This window comes from Bacillus sp. G1(2015b), from assembly GCF_001482475.1.
Classification (GTDB): domain Bacteria; phylum Bacillota; class Bacilli; order Bacillales; family Bacillaceae; genus Bacillus; species Bacillus safensis.
In genome coordinates, this window is the sequence record NZ_LKIC01000004.1 from 161,694 (window position 1) to 184,982 (window position 23,289).

At 40.8% G+C, this 23,289-nt stretch carries 25 protein-coding genes; all 25 read right to left on the reverse strand.

All coding sequences use genetic code 11. The annotated features are described in order from the left end of the window. Positions 1 to 10 precede the first annotated feature (10 nt). Positions 11 to 439 carry a flagellar basal body-associated protein FliL gene (gene fliL / locus AMR95_RS04385; RefSeq protein WP_024424168.1) on the reverse strand — a complete coding sequence of 143 codons (429 nt, stop codon included), beginning with the start codon at positions 437 to 439 and terminating at the stop codon, positions 11 to 13. After that, complete coding sequence (locus AMR95_RS04390) at positions 436 to 651, reverse strand: flagellar FlbD family protein (RefSeq protein WP_008344794.1); 216 nt, start codon at positions 649 to 651, stop codon at positions 436 to 438. Before AMR95_RS04390 ends, fliL begins: the two co-directional genes overlap by 4 nt. A gap of 37 nt (positions 652 to 688) precedes the next feature. Next, on the reverse strand, positions 689 to 1,480 hold the full coding sequence (gene flgG / locus AMR95_RS04395) for a flagellar basal body rod protein FlgG (protein WP_041084857.1): 792 nt from the start codon (positions 1,478 to 1,480) through the stop codon (positions 689 to 691). 17 nt (positions 1,481 to 1,497) lie between these two features. After that, positions 1,498 to 1,944: a flagellar hook assembly protein FlgD gene (flgD, locus tag AMR95_RS04400; RefSeq protein WP_058837702.1), complete on the reverse strand. Its 447-nt coding sequence runs from the start codon at positions 1,942 to 1,944 to the stop codon at positions 1,498 to 1,500. Continuing rightward, positions 1,944 to 3,269: a flagellar hook-length control protein FliK gene (gene fliK / locus AMR95_RS04405; RefSeq protein WP_058837703.1), complete on the reverse strand. Its 1,326-nt coding sequence runs from the start codon at positions 3,267 to 3,269 to the stop codon at positions 1,944 to 1,946. Before fliK ends, flgD begins: the two co-directional genes overlap by 1 nt. Continuing rightward, positions 3,270 to 3,971 carry a MotE family protein gene (locus AMR95_RS04410; protein ID WP_058837704.1) on the reverse strand — a complete coding sequence of 234 codons (702 nt, stop codon included), beginning with the start codon at positions 3,969 to 3,971 and terminating at the stop codon, positions 3,270 to 3,272. It abuts the gene before it with no gap. Between the two features lie 12 nt (positions 3,972 to 3,983). Next, positions 3,984 to 4,427, reverse strand: coding sequence for a flagellar export protein FliJ (fliJ, locus tag AMR95_RS04415; protein ID WP_058837796.1), 444 nt, complete (start codon positions 4,425 to 4,427; stop codon positions 3,984 to 3,986). 8 nt (positions 4,428 to 4,435) lie between these two features. Continuing rightward, positions 4,436 to 5,752, reverse strand: a complete 1,317-nt coding sequence (fliI, locus tag AMR95_RS04420) for a flagellar protein export ATPase FliI (RefSeq protein ID WP_047202160.1) — start codon at positions 5,750 to 5,752, stop codon at positions 4,436 to 4,438. Further along, the gene (gene fliH / locus AMR95_RS04425) at positions 5,749 to 6,513 is read right to left on the reverse strand and encodes a flagellar assembly protein FliH (RefSeq protein WP_058837705.1); all 765 of its coding nucleotides are present in this window, start codon (positions 6,511 to 6,513) and stop codon (positions 5,749 to 5,751) included. Before fliH ends, fliI begins: the two co-directional genes overlap by 4 nt. Then, entirely contained in the window at positions 6,506 to 7,522 is a 1,017-nt protein-coding gene (fliG, locus tag AMR95_RS04430; RefSeq protein WP_058837706.1) for a flagellar motor switch protein FliG, read from the reverse strand. Before fliG ends, fliH begins: the two co-directional genes overlap by 8 nt. A gap of 11 nt (positions 7,523 to 7,533) precedes the next feature. Then, positions 7,534 to 9,126, reverse strand: coding sequence for a flagellar basal-body MS-ring/collar protein FliF (fliF, locus tag AMR95_RS04435; protein WP_039178517.1), 1,593 nt, complete (start codon positions 9,124 to 9,126; stop codon positions 7,534 to 7,536). 49 nt (positions 9,127 to 9,175) lie between these two features. Further along, entirely contained in the window at positions 9,176 to 9,493 is a 318-nt protein-coding gene (gene fliE / locus AMR95_RS04440) for a flagellar hook-basal body complex protein FliE (RefSeq protein WP_039178515.1), read from the reverse strand. Positions 9,494 to 9,504: 11 nt separating this feature from the next. Then, positions 9,505 to 9,957, reverse strand: a complete 453-nt coding sequence (flgC, locus tag AMR95_RS04445; protein WP_024424179.1) for a flagellar basal body rod protein FlgC — start codon at positions 9,955 to 9,957, stop codon at positions 9,505 to 9,507. After that, positions 9,957 to 10,346, reverse strand: a complete 390-nt coding sequence (flgB, locus tag AMR95_RS04450) for a flagellar basal body rod protein FlgB (RefSeq protein WP_039178512.1) — start codon at positions 10,344 to 10,346, stop codon at positions 9,957 to 9,959. Before flgB ends, flgC begins: the two co-directional genes overlap by 1 nt. A gap of 288 nt (positions 10,347 to 10,634) precedes the next feature. Then, a complete protein-coding gene (gene codY, locus AMR95_RS04455) occupies positions 10,635 to 11,414 on the reverse strand; it encodes a GTP-sensing pleiotropic transcriptional regulator CodY (protein WP_007499612.1) in 780 nt (259 codons plus the stop codon). A gap of 34 nt (positions 11,415 to 11,448) precedes the next feature. After that, positions 11,449 to 12,849 carry an HslU--HslV peptidase ATPase subunit gene (gene hslU, locus AMR95_RS04460; RefSeq protein ID WP_047202158.1) on the reverse strand — a complete coding sequence of 467 codons (1,401 nt, stop codon included), beginning with the start codon at positions 12,847 to 12,849 and terminating at the stop codon, positions 11,449 to 11,451. Between the two features lie 16 nt (positions 12,850 to 12,865). After that, positions 12,866 to 13,411, reverse strand: coding sequence for an ATP-dependent protease subunit HslV (gene hslV, locus AMR95_RS04465; RefSeq protein WP_024424181.1), 546 nt, complete (start codon positions 13,409 to 13,411; stop codon positions 12,866 to 12,868). 14 nt (positions 13,412 to 13,425) lie between these two features. Beyond that, complete coding sequence (gene xerC, locus AMR95_RS04470) at positions 13,426 to 14,343, reverse strand: tyrosine recombinase XerC (protein ID WP_058837707.1); 918 nt, start codon at positions 14,341 to 14,343, stop codon at positions 13,426 to 13,428. Between the two features lie 62 nt (positions 14,344 to 14,405). Then, entirely contained in the window at positions 14,406 to 15,710 is a 1,305-nt protein-coding gene (gene trmFO, locus AMR95_RS04475) for an FADH(2)-oxidizing methylenetetrahydrofolate--tRNA-(uracil(54)-C(5))-methyltransferase TrmFO (RefSeq protein ID WP_034317774.1), read from the reverse strand. 70 nt (positions 15,711 to 15,780) lie between these two features. Next, entirely contained in the window at positions 15,781 to 17,856 is a 2,076-nt protein-coding gene (topA, locus tag AMR95_RS04480) for a type I DNA topoisomerase (protein WP_058837708.1), read from the reverse strand. Between the two features lie 193 nt (positions 17,857 to 18,049). Next, on the reverse strand, positions 18,050 to 18,952 hold the full coding sequence (gene dprA / locus AMR95_RS04485) for a DNA-processing protein DprA (protein WP_039178503.1): 903 nt from the start codon (positions 18,950 to 18,952) through the stop codon (positions 18,050 to 18,052). 63 nt (positions 18,953 to 19,015) lie between these two features. Further along, entirely contained in the window at positions 19,016 to 19,918 is a 903-nt protein-coding gene (gene sucD / locus AMR95_RS04490; protein ID WP_007499624.1) for a succinate--CoA ligase subunit alpha, read from the reverse strand. Positions 19,919 to 19,940: 22 nt separating this feature from the next. Then, positions 19,941 to 21,101: an ADP-forming succinate--CoA ligase subunit beta gene (gene sucC, locus AMR95_RS04495; RefSeq protein ID WP_024426972.1), complete on the reverse strand. Its 1,161-nt coding sequence runs from the start codon at positions 21,099 to 21,101 to the stop codon at positions 19,941 to 19,943. A gap of 176 nt (positions 21,102 to 21,277) precedes the next feature. Further along, a complete protein-coding gene (locus AMR95_RS04500; protein ID WP_003211418.1) occupies positions 21,278 to 21,553 on the reverse strand; it encodes a FlhB-like flagellar biosynthesis protein in 276 nt (91 codons plus the stop codon). Then, positions 21,550 to 23,289: a hypothetical protein gene (locus AMR95_RS04505; protein ID WP_058837709.1), complete on the reverse strand. Its 1,740-nt coding sequence runs from the start codon at positions 23,287 to 23,289 to the stop codon at positions 21,550 to 21,552. Before AMR95_RS04505 ends, AMR95_RS04500 begins: the two co-directional genes overlap by 4 nt.

Below are 23,289 nucleotides of genomic sequence, written 5' to 3' on the forward strand. Positions count from 1 at the left end.
TTAATCGCCTCTATTGCAGATTAAAGGAGGTTATATATACTTCTTTCACCTTGCCATCTTGCAAATAGTTATTCACTTTGTTTTTGACTTGTGTTTTAAAATGTTCTCTGCCTTTTTTGCCATCAAGTTCATCTGCATTCGTGTCTGATAAAATGTCGATTACAGCATCTTTTACTTGGAAACTTCTTTTCTCAAGCTCTGATTTTGCTTTTTCAGAGTCCGTTTCAATATTCAGGACAAGTTTGACAGCATTTCCTTCAGATTTTAAATTGGTGATAATCTCAGGAATTTCAACAGAAGCTTTTACGACTTCATCTGCTGTTGGCTCTTTTTCAGCTTTTGCTTCGTCTGACCCATTCAGCAGAAAAAAGATGCCTGCTCCAATTCCGACGATGGCAATAATCATGATTAGCATTACTACGACTAATTTCTTCTTCATTCAAATTCCTCTATTCCTTGATTCAATGAAATGACTTGGATTTTTCTGTAGAAAGAAATGATTTTCTCTTGAAGCTGCTCTTCATCTTCTTTCACAACGAATTTCTTTCCATTGGCCAAAGTAATGGTCGTGTCTGGAAAACTTTCGATTTGCTCGATATGGAGAGCGTTCAGCATAAATCCTTTGCCATTTAATCTTGTCACTTCAATCATATTAAGCAGAGAAGCGATCATCCGCTCCCCCTACCTCCTATCGTTTCAGATTCACAAGCTCTTGCAGAATTTCATCAGAAGTTGTGATAGTCTTTGCATTCGATTGGAATCCGCGCTGCGCGATAATCATTTCGGTAAACTCGTCTGTTAAATCAACGTTTGACATTTCAAGTTTCCCTGTTTGGATCACGCCAGTTCCTTGTTCACCAGGTACGATAGGGTTACTTGGTGCACCTGAGCTTAACGTTTGGCGGTAAAGGTTGTCGCCAACTTTGTCTAATCCTGCTGCGTTACTAAAAGATACGAGTGAAATCTGTCCAACATTTCTAGATACGTTGTTTTCAACAACCGAAATGGTTCCATCTGGACCAACACTGACACTTGAAATGCCATCTGGAATCGTTATCTTTTGTCCATCCATTCCAAGAAGGTAATTTCCATCAGTAGTGGTTAAATTCCCCTCTGAATCACGTCTAAAGTTCCCTGTTCTTGTATAAAGAACTTCTCCTTGACTTTCAATACGGAAAAATCCATCTCCATTGATATAGAAGTCGTAAGGTTCATCTGTATTTTGAGAAGATCCCGCTGACATAACTTTATCAATAGAAGATAAAGCTGAGCCTAAACCAACTTGTTTTGAGTTGATTGAACCAGAGTTGTTTGTTGGTCCACCAGAGCTTGCAATTGTCTGACTGACCATATCTTTAAACGTGATACGGCTTTTTTTGTATCCGTGTGTATTGACGTTGGCTACGTTATTGGCTACCACATCTAATTTTGTTTGGAAGTTTTTCATTCCGCTAATTCCTGAGTAAAGTGAGCGTAACATTTATTTTCCTCCTCGAATTACTTCGTTTTTTCTCCAACTGCTGTAACGTCCCAAGGGCTGATTTTCGTTCCATCTTCCAAAATAAGCAAGTATTCATTGTCTATGTTTTTAACAGACTTCACAGTGCCCGATATCTCTTTATCACCCAGCTTGCCCGATACTTCTTTACCAATCCAGCCTACATACGTCGTAAACGGATCTTGGTGTGCAACAAATGTAGACATGAGCTGATTCAGCTTAGTGATCGAATCGTTCATATTGGTTTGCTGTTCTAAAGATGAAAAAGTGGCAAGCTGCGTGACAAACTCACGGTCATCAAGCGGATTTGTCGGATCTTGGTTTTGAAGCTGTGTGAGCAAAATTTTCAAGAATTGATCTTTGCCGAGCGTATCTGTTTTCTTTTCTGCTTTTGAAGAAGTGTCTGTTTGTGCGGCTGTTCTATTCGTAGCATCAACTGTTGCCATTAAATCTCCTCCTCTTCTTCATCTGACCCAACAAGAGCATCCAGAACATCTTGGAATTCTGCTTCCTGTTCATCAGTCTGCTGGAAATTTTGTCCTTTTGGCTGCTGCTGCTTGTTTTCTTCACTAAACTGTCCAAATAACGGCTGCTCATTTGATTGAAGCGGTATATGGAAACGGTCCACTTGAACCGACATATTCGGAAGCGCCTGCTTGAGCTGCGGAAGGTGATGCTCTAACAGCTCTTTTGCTGCTTGCGTCGAGGCAGTAATTTTACTCGCATACATACCGTTTTGTTTCGTTAGCTGAATGGTAATAAATCCAAGATTTTCAGGATTTAATCGAACGGTAAACCGTCCGCTTGAATTGCCAAACGGCGTGAATTTCATTTGCTTCCACGTGTTTAGAATTTGCTGATCAACTGTTCCTGGCTTTTCATCAGTCGTTTGTGTCTGCTGAACAGGAGCCGCTGACTGCAGATGGAAAAACTGCTTATGACCTGGCAGAAGCGAGTGGGTCATTATTTTTTCAGAAGCTGGCGCAGCAGTGCTTTGTCCTTTCACGACTTCTTTTTTGATGAGCCACTCAAGAGATGCATTCCCTTTTGCCGGAGAAGCGAGAGTAGATTCTTGTTTTGGAGAGACCAGTTCCTTCAACTCTCCTAATGAAATTTTCCACTCTTTGTCAGATCCTTTCGCACTCGCCATCATATGATCGATTAACTGATTAAAGTGCTTTAGCTCACTTTGAGTCATCGAATTCAGCTTTGGTGCTGAACCCTGCGAGAAGAACTGCTCTTTTACTTGCTGAATGAGTTTCTCATCTACCCCGTTTTTCGAAAGAAAGTCGATGAAGTCTTGACCTTTTCCTTCAATATCCTGCACAAGTTTCGCATCAAAGCTGAGCGGCTGTTGATTAAGCAATTGATAGATGAAAAAGTGGACTTGTATGAGTTGTTCACTATGTTCAGAACCTGGCTTTTCAGCTTGATCACCGTATATGGAAGACTCCATTTTTTGAAATAATTCTTCAAGTGACTTGAGATCAGTTGCTTCAAGTGTTTGACCTTGTAGTGTTTGAAGCGCACTTAGTAGGTCTGCGCTCATTCCTTCTTCAGGTGATTGCATCCATTTTTCAATGATCTGCATCGCATCATTGATAGAAAGAGAGGCAGCAGCGGCTGTCTCAGCATGAACAGGACCGCTTTGGGCGCCTGCTCCGCTAAGTAATTGTTTAAACAAACCGCTGGCAGTTGCCGCGCCGCCTCCCTTTGTTCCCGAGAGACCTTGAGAAGATTGCTGTAAGGCTGCAATATCCAATAGCTTCACTTATTGTCCACCCCCATTTTCACGTTCTTCTTTTTTGGCAAGCTCTTTTGTAAAAGTTGCTGCCTTCTGAGGTGTCAATTTTGCTAAAATGTCTGTCAGTTTATTTTTGCTCAGCTCTTCAAGGATTTTTAACGCCTCTTTATCACTTAGTTCTGATAAAATTTTGGCGGATTTCCCTGGGTCCATGCTTTCATAAATGCTGGCGATCTTTCCTTTTGTCTGCTGATTAGAGGATGCCGCTGCATCAGAGGACTCCGCTGCCGAGTTATTACCTGACGTATTATTTGATGAGCTATTATTCGATGAACTGTCATTGGCTGGCGTATTCTTTGCATCATTTTCAGATGTTTTTTCAAGTGAGTTGATTTTTTGATTCAGTCTTTTAATCTCTTCATCACTTGTTTTTAAATCTTTTTGTGCAATTTCGAGCTCATTTTTTTGCTCTTTAATGGTCTTTTTCAGTTCTTTCAACTCTGCATCACTTTGATCATTAGGTGAAGATGACGTTTTTGAGGTGTCATCTGAACCAACTAAGCTGCTGATCACCGGAATGTTTTGGAGCGGTTTTTTTAGATCAAAACCTGCCATATAAAGGATCGTGCCAGTGACAATCACAAGCACAATCAATGGGATGATGACAATAAACAAGATCCATTGAAATTTCCCGCCGCCTGATTCCTTTGTTTTTTCCTTCTTAGGCATTCATCTCGACTCCTAATGTCCTTGAAACATGAATTGGCTGATAGAGATATCATCCATTTCTTTCATTTCAATTGCCTTATGTTCAAGGGAAAACTTTTCAAATTGCTTTTCTTTCATTTTTTCAAACTTTTTAAACTCAATGTTTTTTTCAGTTAAATCAGATTGTTTTTCATTCATTTGATGACGTTTCATGATCACAAGCTGCTGATAATGCTGAATGGTGTTATCTAAGTTGGTCACAAATTGCTGGTAATGACGCATTTCTTGAACACTCATTCCACTTTTCAGCTTTTCTTCTTTGCTTTTTTCCATTAGCTCTTTTTTACTCATATTTTCATAGAGTTTTTCAGCGACTTGCTCAAATGCCGAAACGGATTGTTGGTACGCTGCAAGTGACTTGTCTTTTTCACTTTCTTTCAGTTCTAAGAGCTTTTGAAATTTGTATTGATATCTCACTGTTTTTGTCAATCCTCTCTATTCATCAAACTGAGCAATAAACTCACACTGTCTTCAATAGATACAGCCTCATCTACATCCTGCTTCAAAAATGAAATCAGATGAGGGTAAGCCTGCATGGCCTCATCAATATCTTTGGAGGAGCCTTTTTTATACGCTCCAATATTAATGAGGTCTTCAGCGTTTTGATAAGTGGATAAAAGCTGGCGGAACCGGTTAGCCGCTTCCTTGTGATCATGACTTGCGATATTGCTCATGACACGGCTGATACTTTTCAAAATATTAACAGCGGGAAATTGTCCTTTGTTGGCTAAAGCACGATCAAGTACAATGTGGCCATCCAGGATCCCCCTCACTGTATCAGCGATCGGTTCATTCATATCGTCCCCATCAACAAGAACTGTGTAAAACGCTGTGATCGAACCAAGCTGATTTGTCCCAGTTCGTTCGAGCAATTTTGGCAGTATAGCGAACACTGATGGTGTATATCCTTTTGTTGTTGGCGGCTCGCCAGTTGCAAGACCTATTTCCCTTTGCGCCATGGCAACCCTCGTAACAGAATCCATCATGAACATGACATTTTTGCCTCTGTCTCTGAAATATTCCGCAATGGCTGTTGCAGTATAGGCAGCTTTCAGTCTCGTCAGAGCAGGCTGGTCAGAAGTTGCGACGACAACAATTGATCGCTTCAGTCCTTCAGCACCTAAATCCTTTTCAATAAACTCACGAACTTCACGGCCACGCTCTCCAACAAGGGCAATCACATTGAGGTCTGCTTCTGTCTGCTTTGCAATCATCCCCATTAAGGTACTTTTTCCAACACCACTTCCGGCAAAAATCCCGATCCTTTGACCAGTGCCAACTGTGAGCAGACTATCAATGACTCTAACGCCGACACCCATCTTTTCTCGAATAGGCGGTCTGTCCATCGGATTTGGGGGTGATTGATCTGTCGAAACAGGTGCAAGTCCTTTCGGAAGCATACTGCCATCAAGCGGATCACCGAAGGCATCAACGACTTCACCAATTAATCCAGTCCCTACTTTGACCTTCAGCGACTCACCCGTCGCTTCCACAAGACTTCCTGGTGAAATATTGGATGCTTCTACATAAGGCATGAGCAGAATGTTTTCATCTCTAAACCCTACGACCTCTGCTTTTATCGGATGGTGCTTGCTCCCTTTTTTATGAATGAGGCACACGTCACCGATCGAACTCTCCGGCCCCTTAGATTCAATCATCAGCCCAACCACTCGGTTGACTTTTCCAAATCGTTTATAAGGATCAGCGGTTTCAATCGTTTCTTTTAACACATCCATTTTCATTTGTGATCACCTGAATCAATGACTTCTAATAATTTTTCTTTCAGCTGATTCAATTGGGTATCAACACTCGCTTCCACTTTTCCAAAACTTGTTTCTACGTAACAAGTTCCTTTTGGCGCTTTTTCATCCGAGTAAATGGCAAGATGTGTATCCTTTTGAAGGATTCTAATCAATTCGTCTTTATATTCCATCACATGCTCGTAATGTTCAGGGTCAACATAGATGGAAATATCGTTATATTCTTTCACTTCTGAAATGACCTGCTTCACAAGAGCCAAAAATTGATCTTTCGTCTCCTCAGCTGCATTCCAAACGCGTTTAGCGAGTTCAAAAGCAAGTTCCACAATTTGCTCAGCAGAGCTTTCAATTTTTTCTTCGTAGTCCTGCCTTGCAAGACCGGCGATGTCATTTGCTTGATCAAGAATAGCTTGGTACTGCAAATTCGCATCTGCTTCGCCCTTTTGAAAGCCGTCTTGATAACCTGCTTGTTTCGCTTCTTCAATGAGCTGTATTCTTTCTTCTTCAAAATCAGTTCTGCGCTGATTGATTTCAGCCATTGTTTTTTCCAGCTCACTGTTTGCTTGTTCTAATATGCGGCTCGCCTGATCTTCTGCATCACTAAGTACAAGCTGTGATGCTTCGGTTTCATTGACAAGCTCTTCTTCGTGATGTTCTCTTTTAAACTCCACTTGCTGTAAAGGAATCGTTTGCCGTCCTTGTTCAGGAATAACAGATGTTTCATGTTTGATAATCCTAGACAATGATATCGTCTCCTCCGCCTCGAGCTATGACGATTTCTCCAGCTTCCTCAAGTCGTCTTACGATGCTGACAATACGGGTTTGTGCTTCCTCGACATCTCTAAGCCGGACAGGCCCCATAAACTCCATTTCTTCCTTGAATGTTTCGACCATCCGCTGTGACATGTTGCGGAAGACAATTTCTTTGACCTCTTCGCTTGCCACTTTGAGTGCGAGCAATAAGTCATCATTTTCAACATCTCTGATGACACGCTGAATCGCTCTGCTGTCAAGAGTGACAATATCTTCAAAGACAAACATACGTTTCTTAATTTCATCAGCAAGTTCAGGATCTTGAATTTCAAGTGTGTCTAATATGGTCTTCTCCGTAGCACGGTCTACACCATTTAGCACTTCCACAACCGCTTCGACTCCGCCTGTTTGCGTGTAGTCTTGCGTAAAGGTTGAAGACAGCTTTTGTTCAAGAATGCGTTCCACCTCATTGATGATCTCTGGAGATGTGCGGTCCATTAAGGCAATACGTCTTGCAACCTCAGTTTGTACTTCCTCGCCTAACTCAGATAAAATTTGCCCAGCCTGCACTGGATCCAGGTAGGAAAGGATGAGCGCAATCGTTTGTGGATGCTCATGCTGGATAAAGTTTAAAATTTGTTCTGGTTCAGCCTTTCGAGCAAAATCAAATGGTTTTACTTGAAGAGAGGAGGTTAACCGGTTTAAGATACTGTCCGCTTTGTCCTCACCAAGCGCTTTTTCAAGCACTTGTCTTGCGTACAAAAGACCGCCCTGCGATATGTAGTCCTGCGCGATGGCAATGCTGTGAAACTCTTCGATGATTTCATCTTTTTTAGCAGTATCTACACTTCGTACATTGGAAATTTCTAATGTTAATTTTTCTATTTCGTCTTCAGACAGATGTTTGTATACAGATGCTGACACGTCTAGCCCTAAGGAAATCATTAGGATTGCTGCTTTTTGTCTGCCTGTTAGTCGATTTGGATCTTTTCTCGACATGTGTATTCCTCCTAATCCTCGGACAGCCAGCTGCGTAGCAATTTAGCAAAGTCTTCTGGTTTTTCTTTTGCCATTTTTTCAAGCTGATTTTTTCTCACCATTTCTTCTGTTTCTGGTTCAGTGTCGATATCAGGAACATCGATTGGTGTACGTTCATCAAACTCAAACTCTTCTTCCTCATCTCTTCTACGCTTACGTACAAGAAGAATGATAAGAGCGATAATTGCAAGTAGGAGCACACCGCCTACAATATAAACCCAGATTGGAATATTGTTTGAAGGGTTATCTGCCGCAGTTTGCTGTTTACCGTCTAATTTTGATACTGATAAAACGATTTTGTTATCTAAGTCTGCTTGAGTGAGCGCTTGACCATTTGTGTATTCTTTATCAATCGATGTGCTAATGATCGTTGAAAGAATCTTTTTGATATCATCTTGTCTTTCAGCTGTTAAAGAGTTTGCATCGTTTGCAGTTGGTGGTTCGACCAACGCTTGAATGCCAACATCTCTAATTTTATAAGGGCTTTCTTTGATATCTTTATGAATGCGGTTGACTTCATAATTGATACGATCTTCACTCTTTTCGTAATCTCCGCTTCCATTCGCTCCATCGGCACCTTGATAATTTGTGACATCATCGTCACCTGTTCCAGCGGTGCCTCCAGCTGCTGCTCCATTGCCTGAATATGTTTCAGCAATCTTTTCAGCGCTGACAGCAATCCCCTGCATGTTTTCTTTATCAACAGGTTCTACAAGGTCTTCTTTTCTTTTTTCTTCAGTAAAATCAATGTCTGTTGTGACCGATACAGCCACTTTATCTTGACCCATCATTGTTCCGAGCAGCTGCTGAATTTTTCTTTGAAGATTCTTTTCGATTTCTTCTTTTTTCTGCTGCTGTGCATCCATTCCACTTGCATAAGAATCGGAACTGGTGTTTAAGTCGTAGTAGTTGGAATCTTGGTCCATAATGACAATGTTTTCTGTTTTTAAATTCGGCACACTTTTTGAAATAAGATGATAAAGGCCTTTTACTTGCTGCGGCGTAAGCGTGTAGCCAGGCTCAACTTGCAGCACAATGGATGCTGATGCATTACTTTGCTCTTCTCCAACAAAAACGGAATCTTTTGGCAGGTTAATCATCACTTTTGAATCTTTAATCCCATCAATTGTGTTGATCAGATTGGATAGTTCTGTCTGAGTTGCGTCTACTTTCAGAACATCAAATTCATTATCTGTTAAACCGAAGCCTGAATTGTTTGCAAAGAAGGAATAATCAATGTTGCCTGTCTTAGGAAGCCCTTCAGATGCGAGTGTTACTTTTAAAGAGTCTGCTTGCTTTTCTGGAACGAGAATCGTTGTTCCATTGTTTGCAAGTTCCGATTTAACGTTTTTGCCATCTAGTTCCTGTTTGATTTGTCCAGCTTCTGCCTCAGACAAGTCTCTAAAGAGCGGAACCATTTTTTCAGAAGAAGCAAAGATGCTAACAACCGTAATAATGATTGCTAGGGCAGCAACGCCGCCAATCATGAGTATTTTTTGTAATTTTGATCGATTTCGCCAAAACTCAACTGTTTTTGTTCTTAATTGCATTAAAGTACGATTCATCTTAACCCCCGGTCATTCCATTCAGTCTTTTTTTGTCCACCAGCACCTCCTACATCTGCATTCTCATAATCTCTTGGTACGCTTCGACTGCTTTATTTCGAAACTCTGTCGCAGCTGTGAGTGTGACACTCGCTTTCTGCGAGGCAATCATGACTTCATCGAGATTGACATCTTTTCCTTGTGCAAGCGCATTTGTATACTGGTCTGATTTCAGCTGTGATTGATTTAAAGCCTCAATGGAATTTTTCAGCACATCAGAGAAATTCGTTTGACTTTTAGGTGCAGCCGCCTGCAAGGACGATGCATTCGTCAATTCACTTGCTTGCTGAGCGGTTTGAAGCTGGAAAGGAGATATTGCATTAACCAATTCTTTTCACCTTACTTTCCTATTTCTAAAGCTTTCATCAGCATGCTTTTGTTCGCATTTAGAGCAGTCACGTTTGCTTCATATGATCTTGAGCTGCTGATGAGGTCGACCATTTCTTTTAATGGATCGACATTTGGTGTTTGAACATATCCATTTTCATTGGCATCGGGATTTGTAGGATCATATTGAAGGTTGAATGGAGTTTCGTCTTCTGTAATCTTTGTTACTTTGACGCCGTTTCCTAATTTGCCGCTCGAATTCATACTTGAGTTCAATATAGATGAAAATGATTCACCTGACGGCTGTAATGTGACAAGTTTACGTCTATAAGGCTCCCAGTTGCCATCAACCTGTTTAGCTCTTGTTGTATCCATATTTGCAAGGTTTGAGGATACAACGTCCATTCTGAGCCTCTGTGCCGTTAATGCTGAGGCCGAAGCGTTCACTCCTGAAAAAATCGACATCACTTACCTCCTGTCAAAACTGTTTTAAGAGAATTAAATTTCCCGCTCATTCTTTCCACCAAAGCATTATACTGAATTTGGTTTTTAGCGAGTTCACTCATCTCTTGATCAATATCGACATTATTTCCGTTTTCTTGATATGAAGTACGGTTGCTAGAAACAACTGAATAATTAGACCCTGTTTTTGAAAAATCAATGTGACCTTGGTATGTTTTTTTAGCATCTAATTTGTTCGATGCATCATTTAGCATGTCATGGAATGCGACGTTTTTCGACTTGTAGTTCGGTGTGTCTATATTCGCGATATTATTGCTTATGACTTTTTGCTTAACATTCGCTCTGCCCAAGGCATTCTCAAGGTTGCTTATCGTTCCAGAAAATATATCCAAAACCATATACCTCCAATCATATGTATTTCATTCCATTTAATCATGTCGAGATTTGTAAAACCATATGTTCATTGTAAGAAATAATAGGATTAAAGTCTATGATGTATATGTAAAAAAAACTCGTAATATATATCTATTTTACGAATAGGTATAAAGACCTAGATTCAAAGCACTACAGATTTGTAAGGGGTTTCTTGGAAAAAAGAGTGACATTTTTCGGACAAATCCTCATTTTTTCACATAAAAAAACCCTTTTCAGCATTTATTTCGGCCAAAAAGGGTTTTTGATTAATGAGATTTTAAATTTTCGAGTTCAATTAAAAATTTGTTGTTTAACACTTTGATGTACGTTCCCTTCATTCCAAGAGAACGAGATTCGATTACGCCTGCACTTTCTAACTTACGTAAGGCGTTTACGATCACTGAACGAGTGATCCCTACACGGTCTGCAATTTTACTTGCGACAAGTAGACCTTCGTTTCCATCAAGCTCTTCAAAAATGTGCTCAATCGCTTCAAGCTCACTGTATGATAGAGAGCTAATCGCCATTTGGACAACTGCTTTACTTCTTGCTTCTTCTTCGATTTCCTCTGCTTTCTCGCGAAGAATCTCCATTCCAACAACTGTTGCCCCGTATTCAGCAAGAATTAAATCATCATCTGTGAATGTATCTTGTAAGCGGGACAGGATTAACGTACCTAAACGATCTCCTCCGCCGATAATTGGAACAATTGTTGTTAAACCTGATTGGAATAAGTCACGGTTCTCAATCGGGAAAGCTGTATATTCACTGTTAATATCAAGGTTTGAAGACGTTTCTGGGACATTGAATAGACTCTTTGTATATTCTTCAGGGAACTGGCGATCTTCAAGCATTTTTTTCATACGTGCATTTTCGATCTGTTGATTAATGGAGTAACCAAGAAGCTTTCCCCTTCTGCTTAATACGAAAATGTTTGAATCAATGACATCTCTCAGTGTTTCTGCCATTTCTTTGAAATTAACTGGTTTCCCCGCTGCATCTTGCAGCATTGAGTTAATAATCCTTGTTTTTTGTAGTAACGCCATAATAATGATCCTCCTAGATTACTTTATTCATTTGTTAAAGTATAAATTGACTTAAATCTTTGTTATTTGCAATCTTTCCTAGCTTCTCTTCGACATACTGAGGGGTAATGGTCACTTTCTCCATCGTAATATCAGGCGCCTCAAATGAAAGCTCTTCAAGCAGCTTCTCAAGTATGGTATGAAGCCTTCTTGCACCGATGTTATCTGTCTCCTGATTGACATGATAAGCCACTTCGGCAATCTTATGAATAGCATCGTCAGAAAATTCAAGAGATATACCTTCTGTTTCAAGTAAAGCTTTATATTGCTTTAATAATGCATTATCTGGTTCCGTTAAGATTTTCACAAAGTCTTCTATACTTAATTTATCTAATTCTACACGAATTGGGAAGCGCCCCTGAAGCTCGGGAATCAAATCTGATGGCTTTGCCATATGAAATGCACCTGCTGCAACAAAAAGCACATGATCAGTTTTAACGGCACCATATTTCGTCATCACAGTTGAACCTTCTACAATCGGTAAAATATCACGCTGAACCCCTTCACGAGAAACATCTGCAGATGATGCACCGCCGCTTTTGGCGATTTTGTCGATTTCATCGATAAAAATAATTCCTTGCTGCTCTGCTTTGTAGACTGCTTCCTGACTGACTTCATCCATATCAATCAGTTTTGAAGCTTCCTCAGCCGTTAACGCCTTTCTTGCTTCTCTGACAGTCAGCTTTCTGCGTTTTTTCTTTTTAGGCATGAGATTGCCGAGTGCATCCTGCATGTTCATACCCATTTGCTCCATACCCGAGCCTTGAAGCATATCAAACATGGAAGGCTGCTGTTCTTCTACTTCGATCGTGACGTAATGATCTTCAAGTTCTCCCATCGCCAGCTGATGAGCAATTCGCTTTCTTGTCGATTCGAGTTCCACTTCTTCATTTGAATGATCTCGATCACGGTCATCTTCATCTGAACCGCCAAACAGCATCTCAAAAGGATTTTTTACAGACTGGCTTTTTTTCTTACCAGGAACAAGTAAATGAACAAGACGTTTATTTGCTTGTTTTTCTGCTTCTTCTTGAACATCTTTCATTTTTTCTTCTTTGACGAGTCTAATCGCTGTTTCAACTAAATCTCTCACCATTGACTCTACGTCACGGCCAACATAACCCACTTCAGTAAATTTCGTCGCTTCCACTTTAATAAAAGGCGCACCAGAAATTCGAGCAATTCTTCGGGCAATTTCTGTTTTCCCCACACCTGTAGGGCCGATCATTAAAATATTTTTAGGAACGACTTCATCCTTTAGCTTATCATGTAAAAGACTTCTTCTGTAACGGTTTCTTAAAGCCACCGCCACTGCTTTTTTCGCATCAAGCTGACCAATGATGTATTGATCAAGCTTTTCAACTATCTCTCTTGGGGTGAACGGCTTTTTCTCCATACGTCTCATGTCCTTTCTATTCAAGCTCTTCTAAAGTGATTTGATCGTTCGTGTAGACACAGATTTCTCCGGCCGTTTCAAGAGCGGCCTTTGCAATTTCTCTCGCTGAGAGATGATCACCTGCATGGGTTTTGAGTGCTCTCCCTGCGCTAAGGGCATAGTTGCCGCCTGAGCCAATGGCCAAAATCCCATCATCTGGTTCAATGACCTCTCCAGTTCCAGAGACGAGCAGGATGCTTTCTTTGTTCATGACGATGAGCATGGCCTCAAGCTGCCTTAGCATCTTGTCACTTCGCCATTCCTTCGCTAGTTCTACGGCTGCCCGCTTTAAGTTGCCACCATATTCTTCAAGCTTTGTTTCAAACTTTTCAAAGAGTGTAAACGCATCTGCTACTGAACCTGCAAAACCTGCAAGCACCTTGCCTCCGAAAAGACGACGCACTTTTTTTGCTGTGTGTTTCATCACGACAGCCTGCCCGAAAGTAACTTGACCGTCGCCAGCCATTGCACTTTTTCCTTTATGTTGAACGGCAAAGATGGTTGTTGCATGAAATGATGACATGAAAAAACCTCCTTTTAGGATCGTTTAAAAGCCCTTGGGTGATGAGACATGTACGTGTTTCTTAAAGAATCTTTTGATACATGCGTGTACACCTGTGTAGATGATAAATTTGAATGACCGAGAAGCTCTTGAACACTTCTCAAATCCGCCCCCTCGTTTAAGAGATGCGTGGCAAAGGTGTGCCTTAACATGTGAGGATGGATATGTAATGTACCTGACGCCTTTTTCATTAATTCAGTGAGAATGAATCGAACACCTCGGTCTGTAAGAGGCGCCCCGCGCTGATTCAAAAACACATGTGCATCAGCGCGGTCTTTCCCCTTAGATTTCAGCTTCTGCCTTCCATCCTCTAAATAAGTAATGAGCGCTTCATGAGCATATGACCCGAAAGGAACATACCGCTGCTTGCTGCCTTTCCCATGAACAAGCACTGTATCCATCGATAAATCAAGATCAGATTCTTTTAATGAACATAACTCACTGACCCTCATACCTGTTGCATAAAGAAGTTCTAAAATGGCTTGATTTCTTTGCCCAAGCGGTGTGCTGACATCAGAAACTGTAAAAAGCTCTTTTAGTTCCTCCTCATACAAAAATGAAGGAATCCGCTTATCCTGTTTTGGTAAGCTAACGAGTAAAAAAGGATTTTCTTTCACAAGCTGTTCTCTTAATAAAAATTTATAAAAGCTGCGAAGCGCAGAGACTTTCTTACTAATCGTTCTTCTTGTCAGGCCTTTTTCATAAGCTTCTGTTAAATAAATTCTCGTATCTTGATAGGATACCTCTTCAAAACCGTCTATTCCTTGAATGTTCATAAATCTGACAAACTCTTCAATGGCTTCTGTATATCCTGAGATCGTTAAAGCTGAATAGTTTTTTTCAATTTGCAGATATTCAATGAATAAGTGGACAAGACGCTGTTTATTCGTCATTTTTACACCTCTTTAAGGCTTTTAAATGGTATCACATATCTTGCTTTCCGTGCAATGTTTTACTACAGAGATTTCGAAATAGTTTGAATAGTTTCGATTGCGCGCTTAGCGTACTCTGCATAACGTTCTTGTTTGTTTTTAATTCGTACACCTAGATCTTTCAGCAAACCAAAATTCGCATTCATCGGCTGGAAGCTTTTCTTGTTTGTCGACGTGATGTAATAAGCCATACTGCCAATCGCCGTTTCCTCAGGAAGTGTCACAAGCTCTTCCCCTTTAACAAAACGAGCGGCGTTAATGCCAGCCACAAGTCCGGAAGCTGCAGACTCGACATACCCTTCAACGCCTGTCATTTGTCCGGCAAAGAATAGATCATCTCTATTTTTAAACTGATAAGTCGGTCTTAAAAGGCTTGGCGAGTTAATAAATGTATTACGGTGCATTACCCCGTAACGAACAATCTCTGCTTCTTCAAGGCCTGGAATCAAACGGAATACTTCCTTTTGATCGCCCCACTTTAGATGTGTCTGGAAGCCAACGATGTTATATAAAGTACCTGCTGCATCATCCTGTCTTAATTGAACAACAGCGTAAGGTCTTTTTCCTGTTTTCGGATCTTCCAGTCCTACTGGCTTCATCGGGCCAAACAGCATCGTTTTCTTTCCTCTTTTCGCCATGACTTCAATTGGCATACAGCCTTCAAAGAAGATTTCTTTTTCAAATTCTTTTAATGGCACAGTTTCAGCAGAAATGAGCGCCTCATAAAAACGATCGAATTCTTCTTCTGTCATTGGACAGTTTAAATATGCGGCTTCCCCTTTGTCATAGCGTGATTTCAAATACACCTTATCCATATCAATGCTATCTTTCTCTAGAATAGGTGCCGCTGCATCGTAGAAATAGAGATATTCTTCTCCTGTTAACGATTTTAATTCTTTTGAAAGTGCTTCTGATGTCAGCGGGCCAGTCGCGATAATTGTCGGACCTTCTGGAATGCTTTGCACTTCTTCTTGAAAGACCGTAACATTCGGATGATTTTTCACGCGATCTGTCACGTTTGCTGCAAATTCATGACGGTCTACTGCAAGCGCGCCGCCTGCAGGAACTGAGCTTTCATCTGCTGCTGCGATAATGGCTGAATCTAAATGACGCATTTCTTCCTTTAATACACCTACTGCATTCGTCAAAGCGTTCGCACGCAGTGAGTTGCTGCATACAAGCTCCGCAAATTTATCTGTGTGGTGAGCCGGCGTTTGTTTCACAGGTCTCATTTCGTATAAATTGACTTTAATTCCTCGTTTAGCGATTTGCCATGCAGCTTCACTTCCAGCTAAACCGGCTCCGATCACATTTACAAATTGACTCATTGGACAACTCTCCTATTTCGTAAGTTCTGTTTGATGACATAAAAAAGCAGGTGAACAAGGTTGCTCACCGCTATTTTTGTTGTTCCTCTTTATAATCACAGTTCACACATTGAACTTGAACGCCTTTTTTCAGCTTTTTCTCTACAAGCATATTTTCGCATTTTGGACACTTTCTTTCAATTGGTTTGTCCCAAGAAACGAATTCACACTCTGGAAAACGATCACAGCCGTAAAAAATGCGGCGTTTCTTCGATTTTCGTTCAACGATGTTTCCTTCATGACATGACGGGCATTTGACACCGATATCTTTGACAATTGGTTTTGTGTTACGGCAGTCAGGAAAGTTAGAGCACGCCATGAACTTGCCGTATCTACCCATTTTGTACACCATCGGATGTCCGCACTCTTCACAATCAACACCTGCGTATTCCGGCTCAATCTCAACTTCTTGCATCTCTGCTTCAGCTTTTTCTACCCGTTTTGCAAAGTCTTGATAGAAGCTGTCGATAATACGAACCCATTCGATCGTACCTTCTTCAACACTATCAAGTTCCTTTTCCATTTTCGCTGTAAATTCAACGTTAATGATTTCAGGAAAGAATTCGATGATTAAGTTGAGTACAATTTCTCCAAGCTCTGTCGGAGTAAATCGTTTATTATCAAGCGCGACATAACCGCGCTTTTGAATCGTATCTAATGTTGGTGCATACGTAGATGGACGGCCTATACCGAGCTCTTCAAGTGTTTTGACCAGTCTTGCCTCAGTGTAGCGCGGAGGCGGCTGTGTGAAGTGCTGTTCAGGTTCGATATCTTTTGAAAGAACTGTATCCCCTTCTTTCAAATCAGGAAGCATTTTGTCCTTTTCCTCGAGCTGGTCGTCCTTTCCTTCTACATAAACCTTCATAAACCCAGGGAATTTCACTTTACTTCCATTCGCACGGAAAGTAAGACCATTATGATCAAGATCCACACTCATTGTATCAAGAACAGCCGGCGCCATTTGGCTTGCCACGAATCGTTCCCAAATCAATTTGTACAGGCGAAGCTGATCACGGCTTAGCACATGCTTGACATCAGCCGGTTTTCTTAACGTAGAAGTCGGACGGATGGCTTCGTGAGCATCTTGTGCGTTTTCATTCTTTTTAGCCGTTCGTTTTGTTGTATTTAAGAAATTCTTGCCGTACGTCTGATCAATGAAAGCAGATACTTCTTCAATCGCCGTATTTGAAATACGTGTTGAGTCCGTTCTCATATAAGTGATGAGACCGACTGTACCTTCTTTACCAAGATCAATTCCTTCATATAATTGCTGTGCAATCATCATCGTCTTTTTTGCACGGAAGTTTAATTTTCTTGCAGCCTCTTGCTGTAAAGTAGAAGTCGTAAACGGAACAGCTGGATTACGTTTACGTTCTTTTTTCGTTACTTTCTCTACAGAGAATTTGTTTCCTTTTAATTTCGAAAGGATTTCTTTTACATCTTCTTTTGTTTTCAGTGGATGCTTTTTCCCGTTGAGGCCAAAGAAACTTGCTTCGAAGCTTTCTTTTCCTTTGAGGAATGTACCGTCAATTGTCCAGTATTCTTCTGGTTTAAATTCATTAATTTCATTCTCGCGATCAATAATGAGTCGGAGTGCAACTGATTGAACACGGCCAGCACTTAAGCCCTTTTTCACTTTCTTCCATAAAATCGGACTGATTTTGTATCCAACGAGACGATCTAAAATTCGTCTTGCCTGCTGTGCATCAACTAAATCCATATCGATCATACGAGGATGCTTAAAGGAATCTTTAATCGCATCTTTTGTAATCTCGTTAAAAACAACACGGCAGTCAGAAGAGAGGTCAAGGTCAAGGCTATGTGCTAAATGCCAAGCAATCGCTTCTCCCTCTCTATCGGGGTCAGCCGCGAGAAAGACTTTCTTTGCTTTTTTCGCCGCTGTTTTTAATTCCTTTAAAACTGGGCCTTTCCCGCGAATCGTAATATATCTCGGTTCGAAGTCATGCTCAGTGTCAACACCGAGCTGACTTTTCGGTAAATCCCTTACGTGCCCCATTGAAGCCTTTACTTTATACTTTTTTCCTAAATAACGCTCAATCGTTTTCGCCTTTGCTGGCGACTCAACGATGACTAAATAATCAGCCATACTCAAAATCCCCCTTAAGAGGTGTTCTCTCTTTATACATTTCACAATTCATATTTATGTTAATTGCACCTATCTAACAGGCAATCGTTAAAAATTCTTTATGATGAACATCATTATAAACACGAAAAACAAAGTGTAAACTTAAATCCTCACTATTATTAAATATTCCGATGTCTTTTGTCAAACGATATTTTTATGAGAGTTCAGTATATTGAACGCTGCGGAAGGAGAATTCCTCTAAAATATCCTTTGTGGAATGAACAAGCTTTGCCCCCTGCTGAATGAGTCTTGCCGGCCCTGTGGAATTAGGATCAAAGATGGACCCGGCAACCGCAAATACTTCTTTTCCTTGCTCAAGTGCTTGATAGGCTGTAATAAGAGAACCGCTCTTTTCTTTGCACTGAATCACAATGGTTCCTCTCGTCAACGCACTAATTAAACGATTTCTCATTGGAAAATGCCACTTTTCTGGTTTGACATAAGGTGGATGCTCTGACAAAAGCAAATGATGCTCGCCCATGTATTGAGCCATTTGCGCATGCTCTTTTGGGTATAAATGCTGAAAGCCGCCGGCTATAATGCCAATCGTTTTCCCTTTTTTCCTGATGCACTCTTTATGTGCCAGTCCATCTATTCCTTTAGCTAGCCCACTAACAATCATCCACTCTTCTTTGACAAGCTCACCAACAATTTTTTTCACACATGCTTCTCCATAAGATGATGGAAGTCGCGTGCCGACTACACCTAAACTTTTCTCTTCATTTAAATATGATACGTTTCCTTTTAGGAATAACACAGGGGGAGGATCATAAATATTTTTTAGTGTGCTTGGATATAAGGGTGATGTGATGGGAATCATGTGAATGTTTTGCTTTAAATAGGCTTGAACGATGTGTTGAAAAATGGGGAATTCATTTTCTTCAGCTTGTTTTAAGCGGGTAAAGTCGATCGTTTGTAATGCTCGATCCTGTTTAAAATGATGTGTTTCTTCATTTATATATAGCTCAGGATCGACTTTCCACCATTTTGTAAGTAATGAGGGTGAGATGAGGCCTTTTAAGCGGTGAAAAATCATTCTTTCGGACACGTTGTACATACCATTCCTCCAGTTTAAGATAGAAAGAAGAAGACTTGTCAAAGAACAAGTCTTCTTGTGTCATTAATGCGTTTTACAAGCTTCGAAGAGATTCTTCTCTTTTAATACTTTAATCAACGTTTCTCCCATGACAGATGGTGTTTCTGCCACTTCAATACCACATTCACGCATTGTTTTTACCTTTTCATCAGCTGTTCCTTTACCACCAGAAATAATGGCACCAGCATGTCCCATACGTTTTCCTGGAGGCGCCGTTTTACCGCCAATAAAGCCTACGACTGGTTTAGTCATATTTGCTTTTACCCATTCAGCTGCTTCTTCTTCAGCAGTACCGCCGATTTCACCGATCATAATCACAGCATGCGTTTCAGGATCTTCATTGAATGCTTTTAACACATCAATAAAGTTTGTCCCATTTACCGGGTCACCCCCGATGCCAACAGCTGTCGATTGACCAACGCCAGCTTCTGAAAGCTGATGTACCGCTTCATATGTAAGCGTTCCAGAACGAGAAACAACACCCACATGGCCTTTTTTATGAATGTAGCCAGGCATGATACCAATTTTACATTCTTCAGGTGTGATGACACCTGGGCAGTTTGGTCCAACTAGTCTTGTTTTCTTACCTTCCATGTAACGCTTCACTTTAACCATGTCCAGAACTGGAATATGTTCTGTGATACAAATGACGAGATCGACTTCTGCGTCAACAGCCTCTAAAATGGCATCTGCCGCAAATGGTGCTGGTACATAGATAACAGAAGCGTTCGCTCCAGTTGTCTGAACTGCTTCAGATACAGTATTAAATACAGGAACTCCTTCTACTTCAGTTCCACCTTTTCCAGGTGTGACACCACCAACAATATTTGTTCCGTACTCAATCATTTGTTTTGTATGGAACAATGCGGTTGAACCGGTAATCCCCTGAACAATTACTCTCGTATTTTTATTAATAAATACACTCATTTAGGTTCCCTGCCTTTCTGCTCTACTTGACTAAAGATACAATCTTTTCTGCCCCGTCAGCCATAGACTCAGCAGAAGTGATATTTAAGCCTGAATCACTCAGGATTTTCTTCCCTAATTCAACGTTTGTTCCTTCAAGACGTACAACAAGTGGTAATGTTAAGCCGACTTGTTTCGTCGCTTCAACAACACCTTCTGCAATGACATCACATTTCATGATGCCGCCAAAAATGTTCACGAAAATCCCTTTTACATTTTGATCAGATAAGATGATTTTAAATGCTTCCGTTACTTTTTCAGCTGTTGCACCGCCGCCAACATCTAGGAAGTTTGCAGGGTCCCCGCCGTAATGCTTGATGATATCCATTGTAGACATCGCAAGACCTGCTCCATTGACCATACAGCCAATATTTCCATCTAGAGAAATGTAGCTTAAGTCATATTTAGATGCTTCAATTTCTTTTGGATCCTCTTCATCAAGGTCACGGTATTCTAATATATCTTTTTGTCTATATAAGGCATTGCTATCAAAGTTTAATTTTGCATCAAGTGCCATGACTTTTCCATCGCCTGTTACAACCAGTGGATTAATCTCAGCAATTGAACAATCTTTTTCAATAAACGCATTGTAAAGGCTTGTCATAAACTTAACAGCTTGGCCAACTAATTTTGTTGGAATATTAATTTTAAATGCTACTTCTCTCGCCTGATAGCCTTGCAGGCCAATCGCTGGGTCGATGACCACTTTGACGATTTTTTCTGGCGTTTTTTCTGCCACTTCTTCAATTTCAGTACCGCCTTCTTCAGATGCCATCAATACAATTCTTGATGTCGCTCTGTCCAAAACTAGTCCAACATAGTATTCCTTTTGAATATCGCAGCCTTCTTCAATAAGTAAGCGTTTTATTTCGCGCCCTTCAGGCCCTGTTTGATGTGTGACAAGTGTCTTGCCGAGTAATTCCTCTGCAAACCCTTTCACTTCATCTTTCGTTTTTGCAATTTTTACCCCGCCTGCTTTACCACGGCCGCCTGCATGAATCTGTGCTTTTACGACATATACAGAGCTCCCTAGCTCTTCTGATGCTTTCACTGCTTCATCAGGTGTAAATGCTACTTTACCATTTGGAACTGAAACCCCATATTTTCTTAGGATTTCTTTTCCTTGGTACTCATGGATATTCATTTCCCATCCTCCCAACATATGTAGAAACAAAAATTATAAAATAGACTGCGCTTTCATTTTAAAGAATAAAAAAGAGAATGTCTAGGGTTCTATGTAAAATCGTAAAATCCTTCTAAACATTCAAACTTTTATTTTATTAAAAATATAAATTTTTCAGTCAAATCACTTATTTTACCTTATTTTTTCATTTTTTGATCTAACCTGTAGATAAACGAAAAAATTTCTGCTACAGTATCGTATAACGCTTCAGGGATCTCCTCATCTAACGTTAAGTGGCGCATGAGTTCGACTAAATTACGGTCTTCTTGGATAGGGACTCCCGACTTTTTTGCTTCTTCAATAATATGATCTGCCACATAGCCGCTGCCTGTTGCAACGACTTTTGGCGCCTTTTGTTTTTCTTCATCGTAATGCAGAGCGACCGCTCTTCTAAGCGGTTTTGAATCCTTCATACTCGTAAGTCCAGCCCTTTCTCGCTGATTTTATGAAAGTGTTCATCTAGAAATTGAGACGGATCTACTGGCTCTTGTCTCTTTTTTGCTGTAATTCCCGTTAAACTGTATCCTAGAGCATTTAAATTCTCCCGAACAGCCGGAATCATCGGATTAATGGTTCCTTGCAGTTCATGAGCTGTCTCGACAGTAATGGACATGACCTTTTGCTGAATCGTACAGTCTATTAAGGTTTCTTCAAGGTTTTCCATGTTTAAATAAAACATCAGGCGGCACTGAGAAATATCAATAGAGCCATCTTTTTTCTTATGTCCCTTCAGTATAAAGGTTAAATCTTGAACACTATGTTTTGAGAAAAGAGGATAGGAAACCATCATTTGACTGACGGTTTGGTTCTCCTGCTGCACAAATAACTGTCCATTCAATCTATGAAATAATTGATCCACTTCTTTTTTAACGTGCTCTGGTAAATCAGCCTGTCTCACATCATTTAAGGTAAGCTTTAATTGGTGCAGCTCCTGACTTTTGACATCCTGGCTGCCTTTTTCAAGCAGTTTCAGCATACCAATTTCATCACGCACACCGATTGCCTTTTTCATCGTCATTAGTAAATCGAGCACATCAGTTTTATTGCTTAATGTTGGTTCAGTCTGCTGCACCGCCTGAGCCAATGCTTTCGCCTCCGGTTTCGAAAGGAATGGGAACTCTTTTTGCAGTACAGCTGCTTTTGCGTCAGGCTGAGATCCTACCTGCTGGAGTCCGTGCAGCAATGCTGTGAGCTGTTTTAAGTTGGGTTCTTGCTGCCCGTCTGCACCTTGTTTCATCAAGCTGGCCAGTATCCGCTCAATTTGCTGAAGCGGGATTTGCAGCTCTTTTGGACTTATTGACTGCTGCTGCACGTTTGTCTGAAGAACTTGGGATGGCTGACGCTCTTGAACGATCGGGGCATGGCTATTTTCTTTTTGCTTAGACGGATTGAGCTGAGTCGTTACTGGTAAACTACCGCCTTGCTTCGCCTCGCCTTCTCTCGCTGCTACAAGGACTGATAAGAGCTTTTCTGCATGGACGGCTGTCTCTGCATCTACAACTGACCGAACGGCCTGTGTAAGGGTCTGTGTAGCATCTGTGTGCTTCGGAAGCTGTGTTAATTGATTTAGCAGCGCTTTTATATCCTGATGAAGAGCAGAGGATGATTTCACGGCTAAAATAGATTGAAGTACCCCTTGCTGGATCGGTAAATCTTTCTTTAAAGCAAAGAGGAGTGCTTGGAGCCCTTTCTTCACATCAGCTCCTTGAAGCTGTTCGATCCATTTCACTGCCGTTTTTAACTCCCCTTCGTTAATGACGGACTTTTCCTTTAAAAAAGCTGTAGCTGTCAGCATGTTTTCAAGCCCATTTTTCAGTGAAAGTCCTTCTAATAGTTTGGCTGCTGCATCCTTTAACGTCTTAGGATCTTGATCAAATTGCTGAACGGGTCTTAGTTTATTGAGGCTGCCTCCGCCCTCTTGTTCAAATTGGAACCAATAAAATGCGTCTGCTTTAAGCTGGGCCGCCAGCTGCGCTTTTATTTTCGTTGAGCCTATTTGAACAAGGGCTGTATCATCTCCAAGCATTTTTAGTACTTTACCGAGAATCAGCCGATGAACATTTTCCTTCCCTTCGGTGTTTAATGGAACAGATTCAGCCGTATTCAGCCGGCTATTCAGTGCTGTATGTATATCCTCAACTCTTGTCAT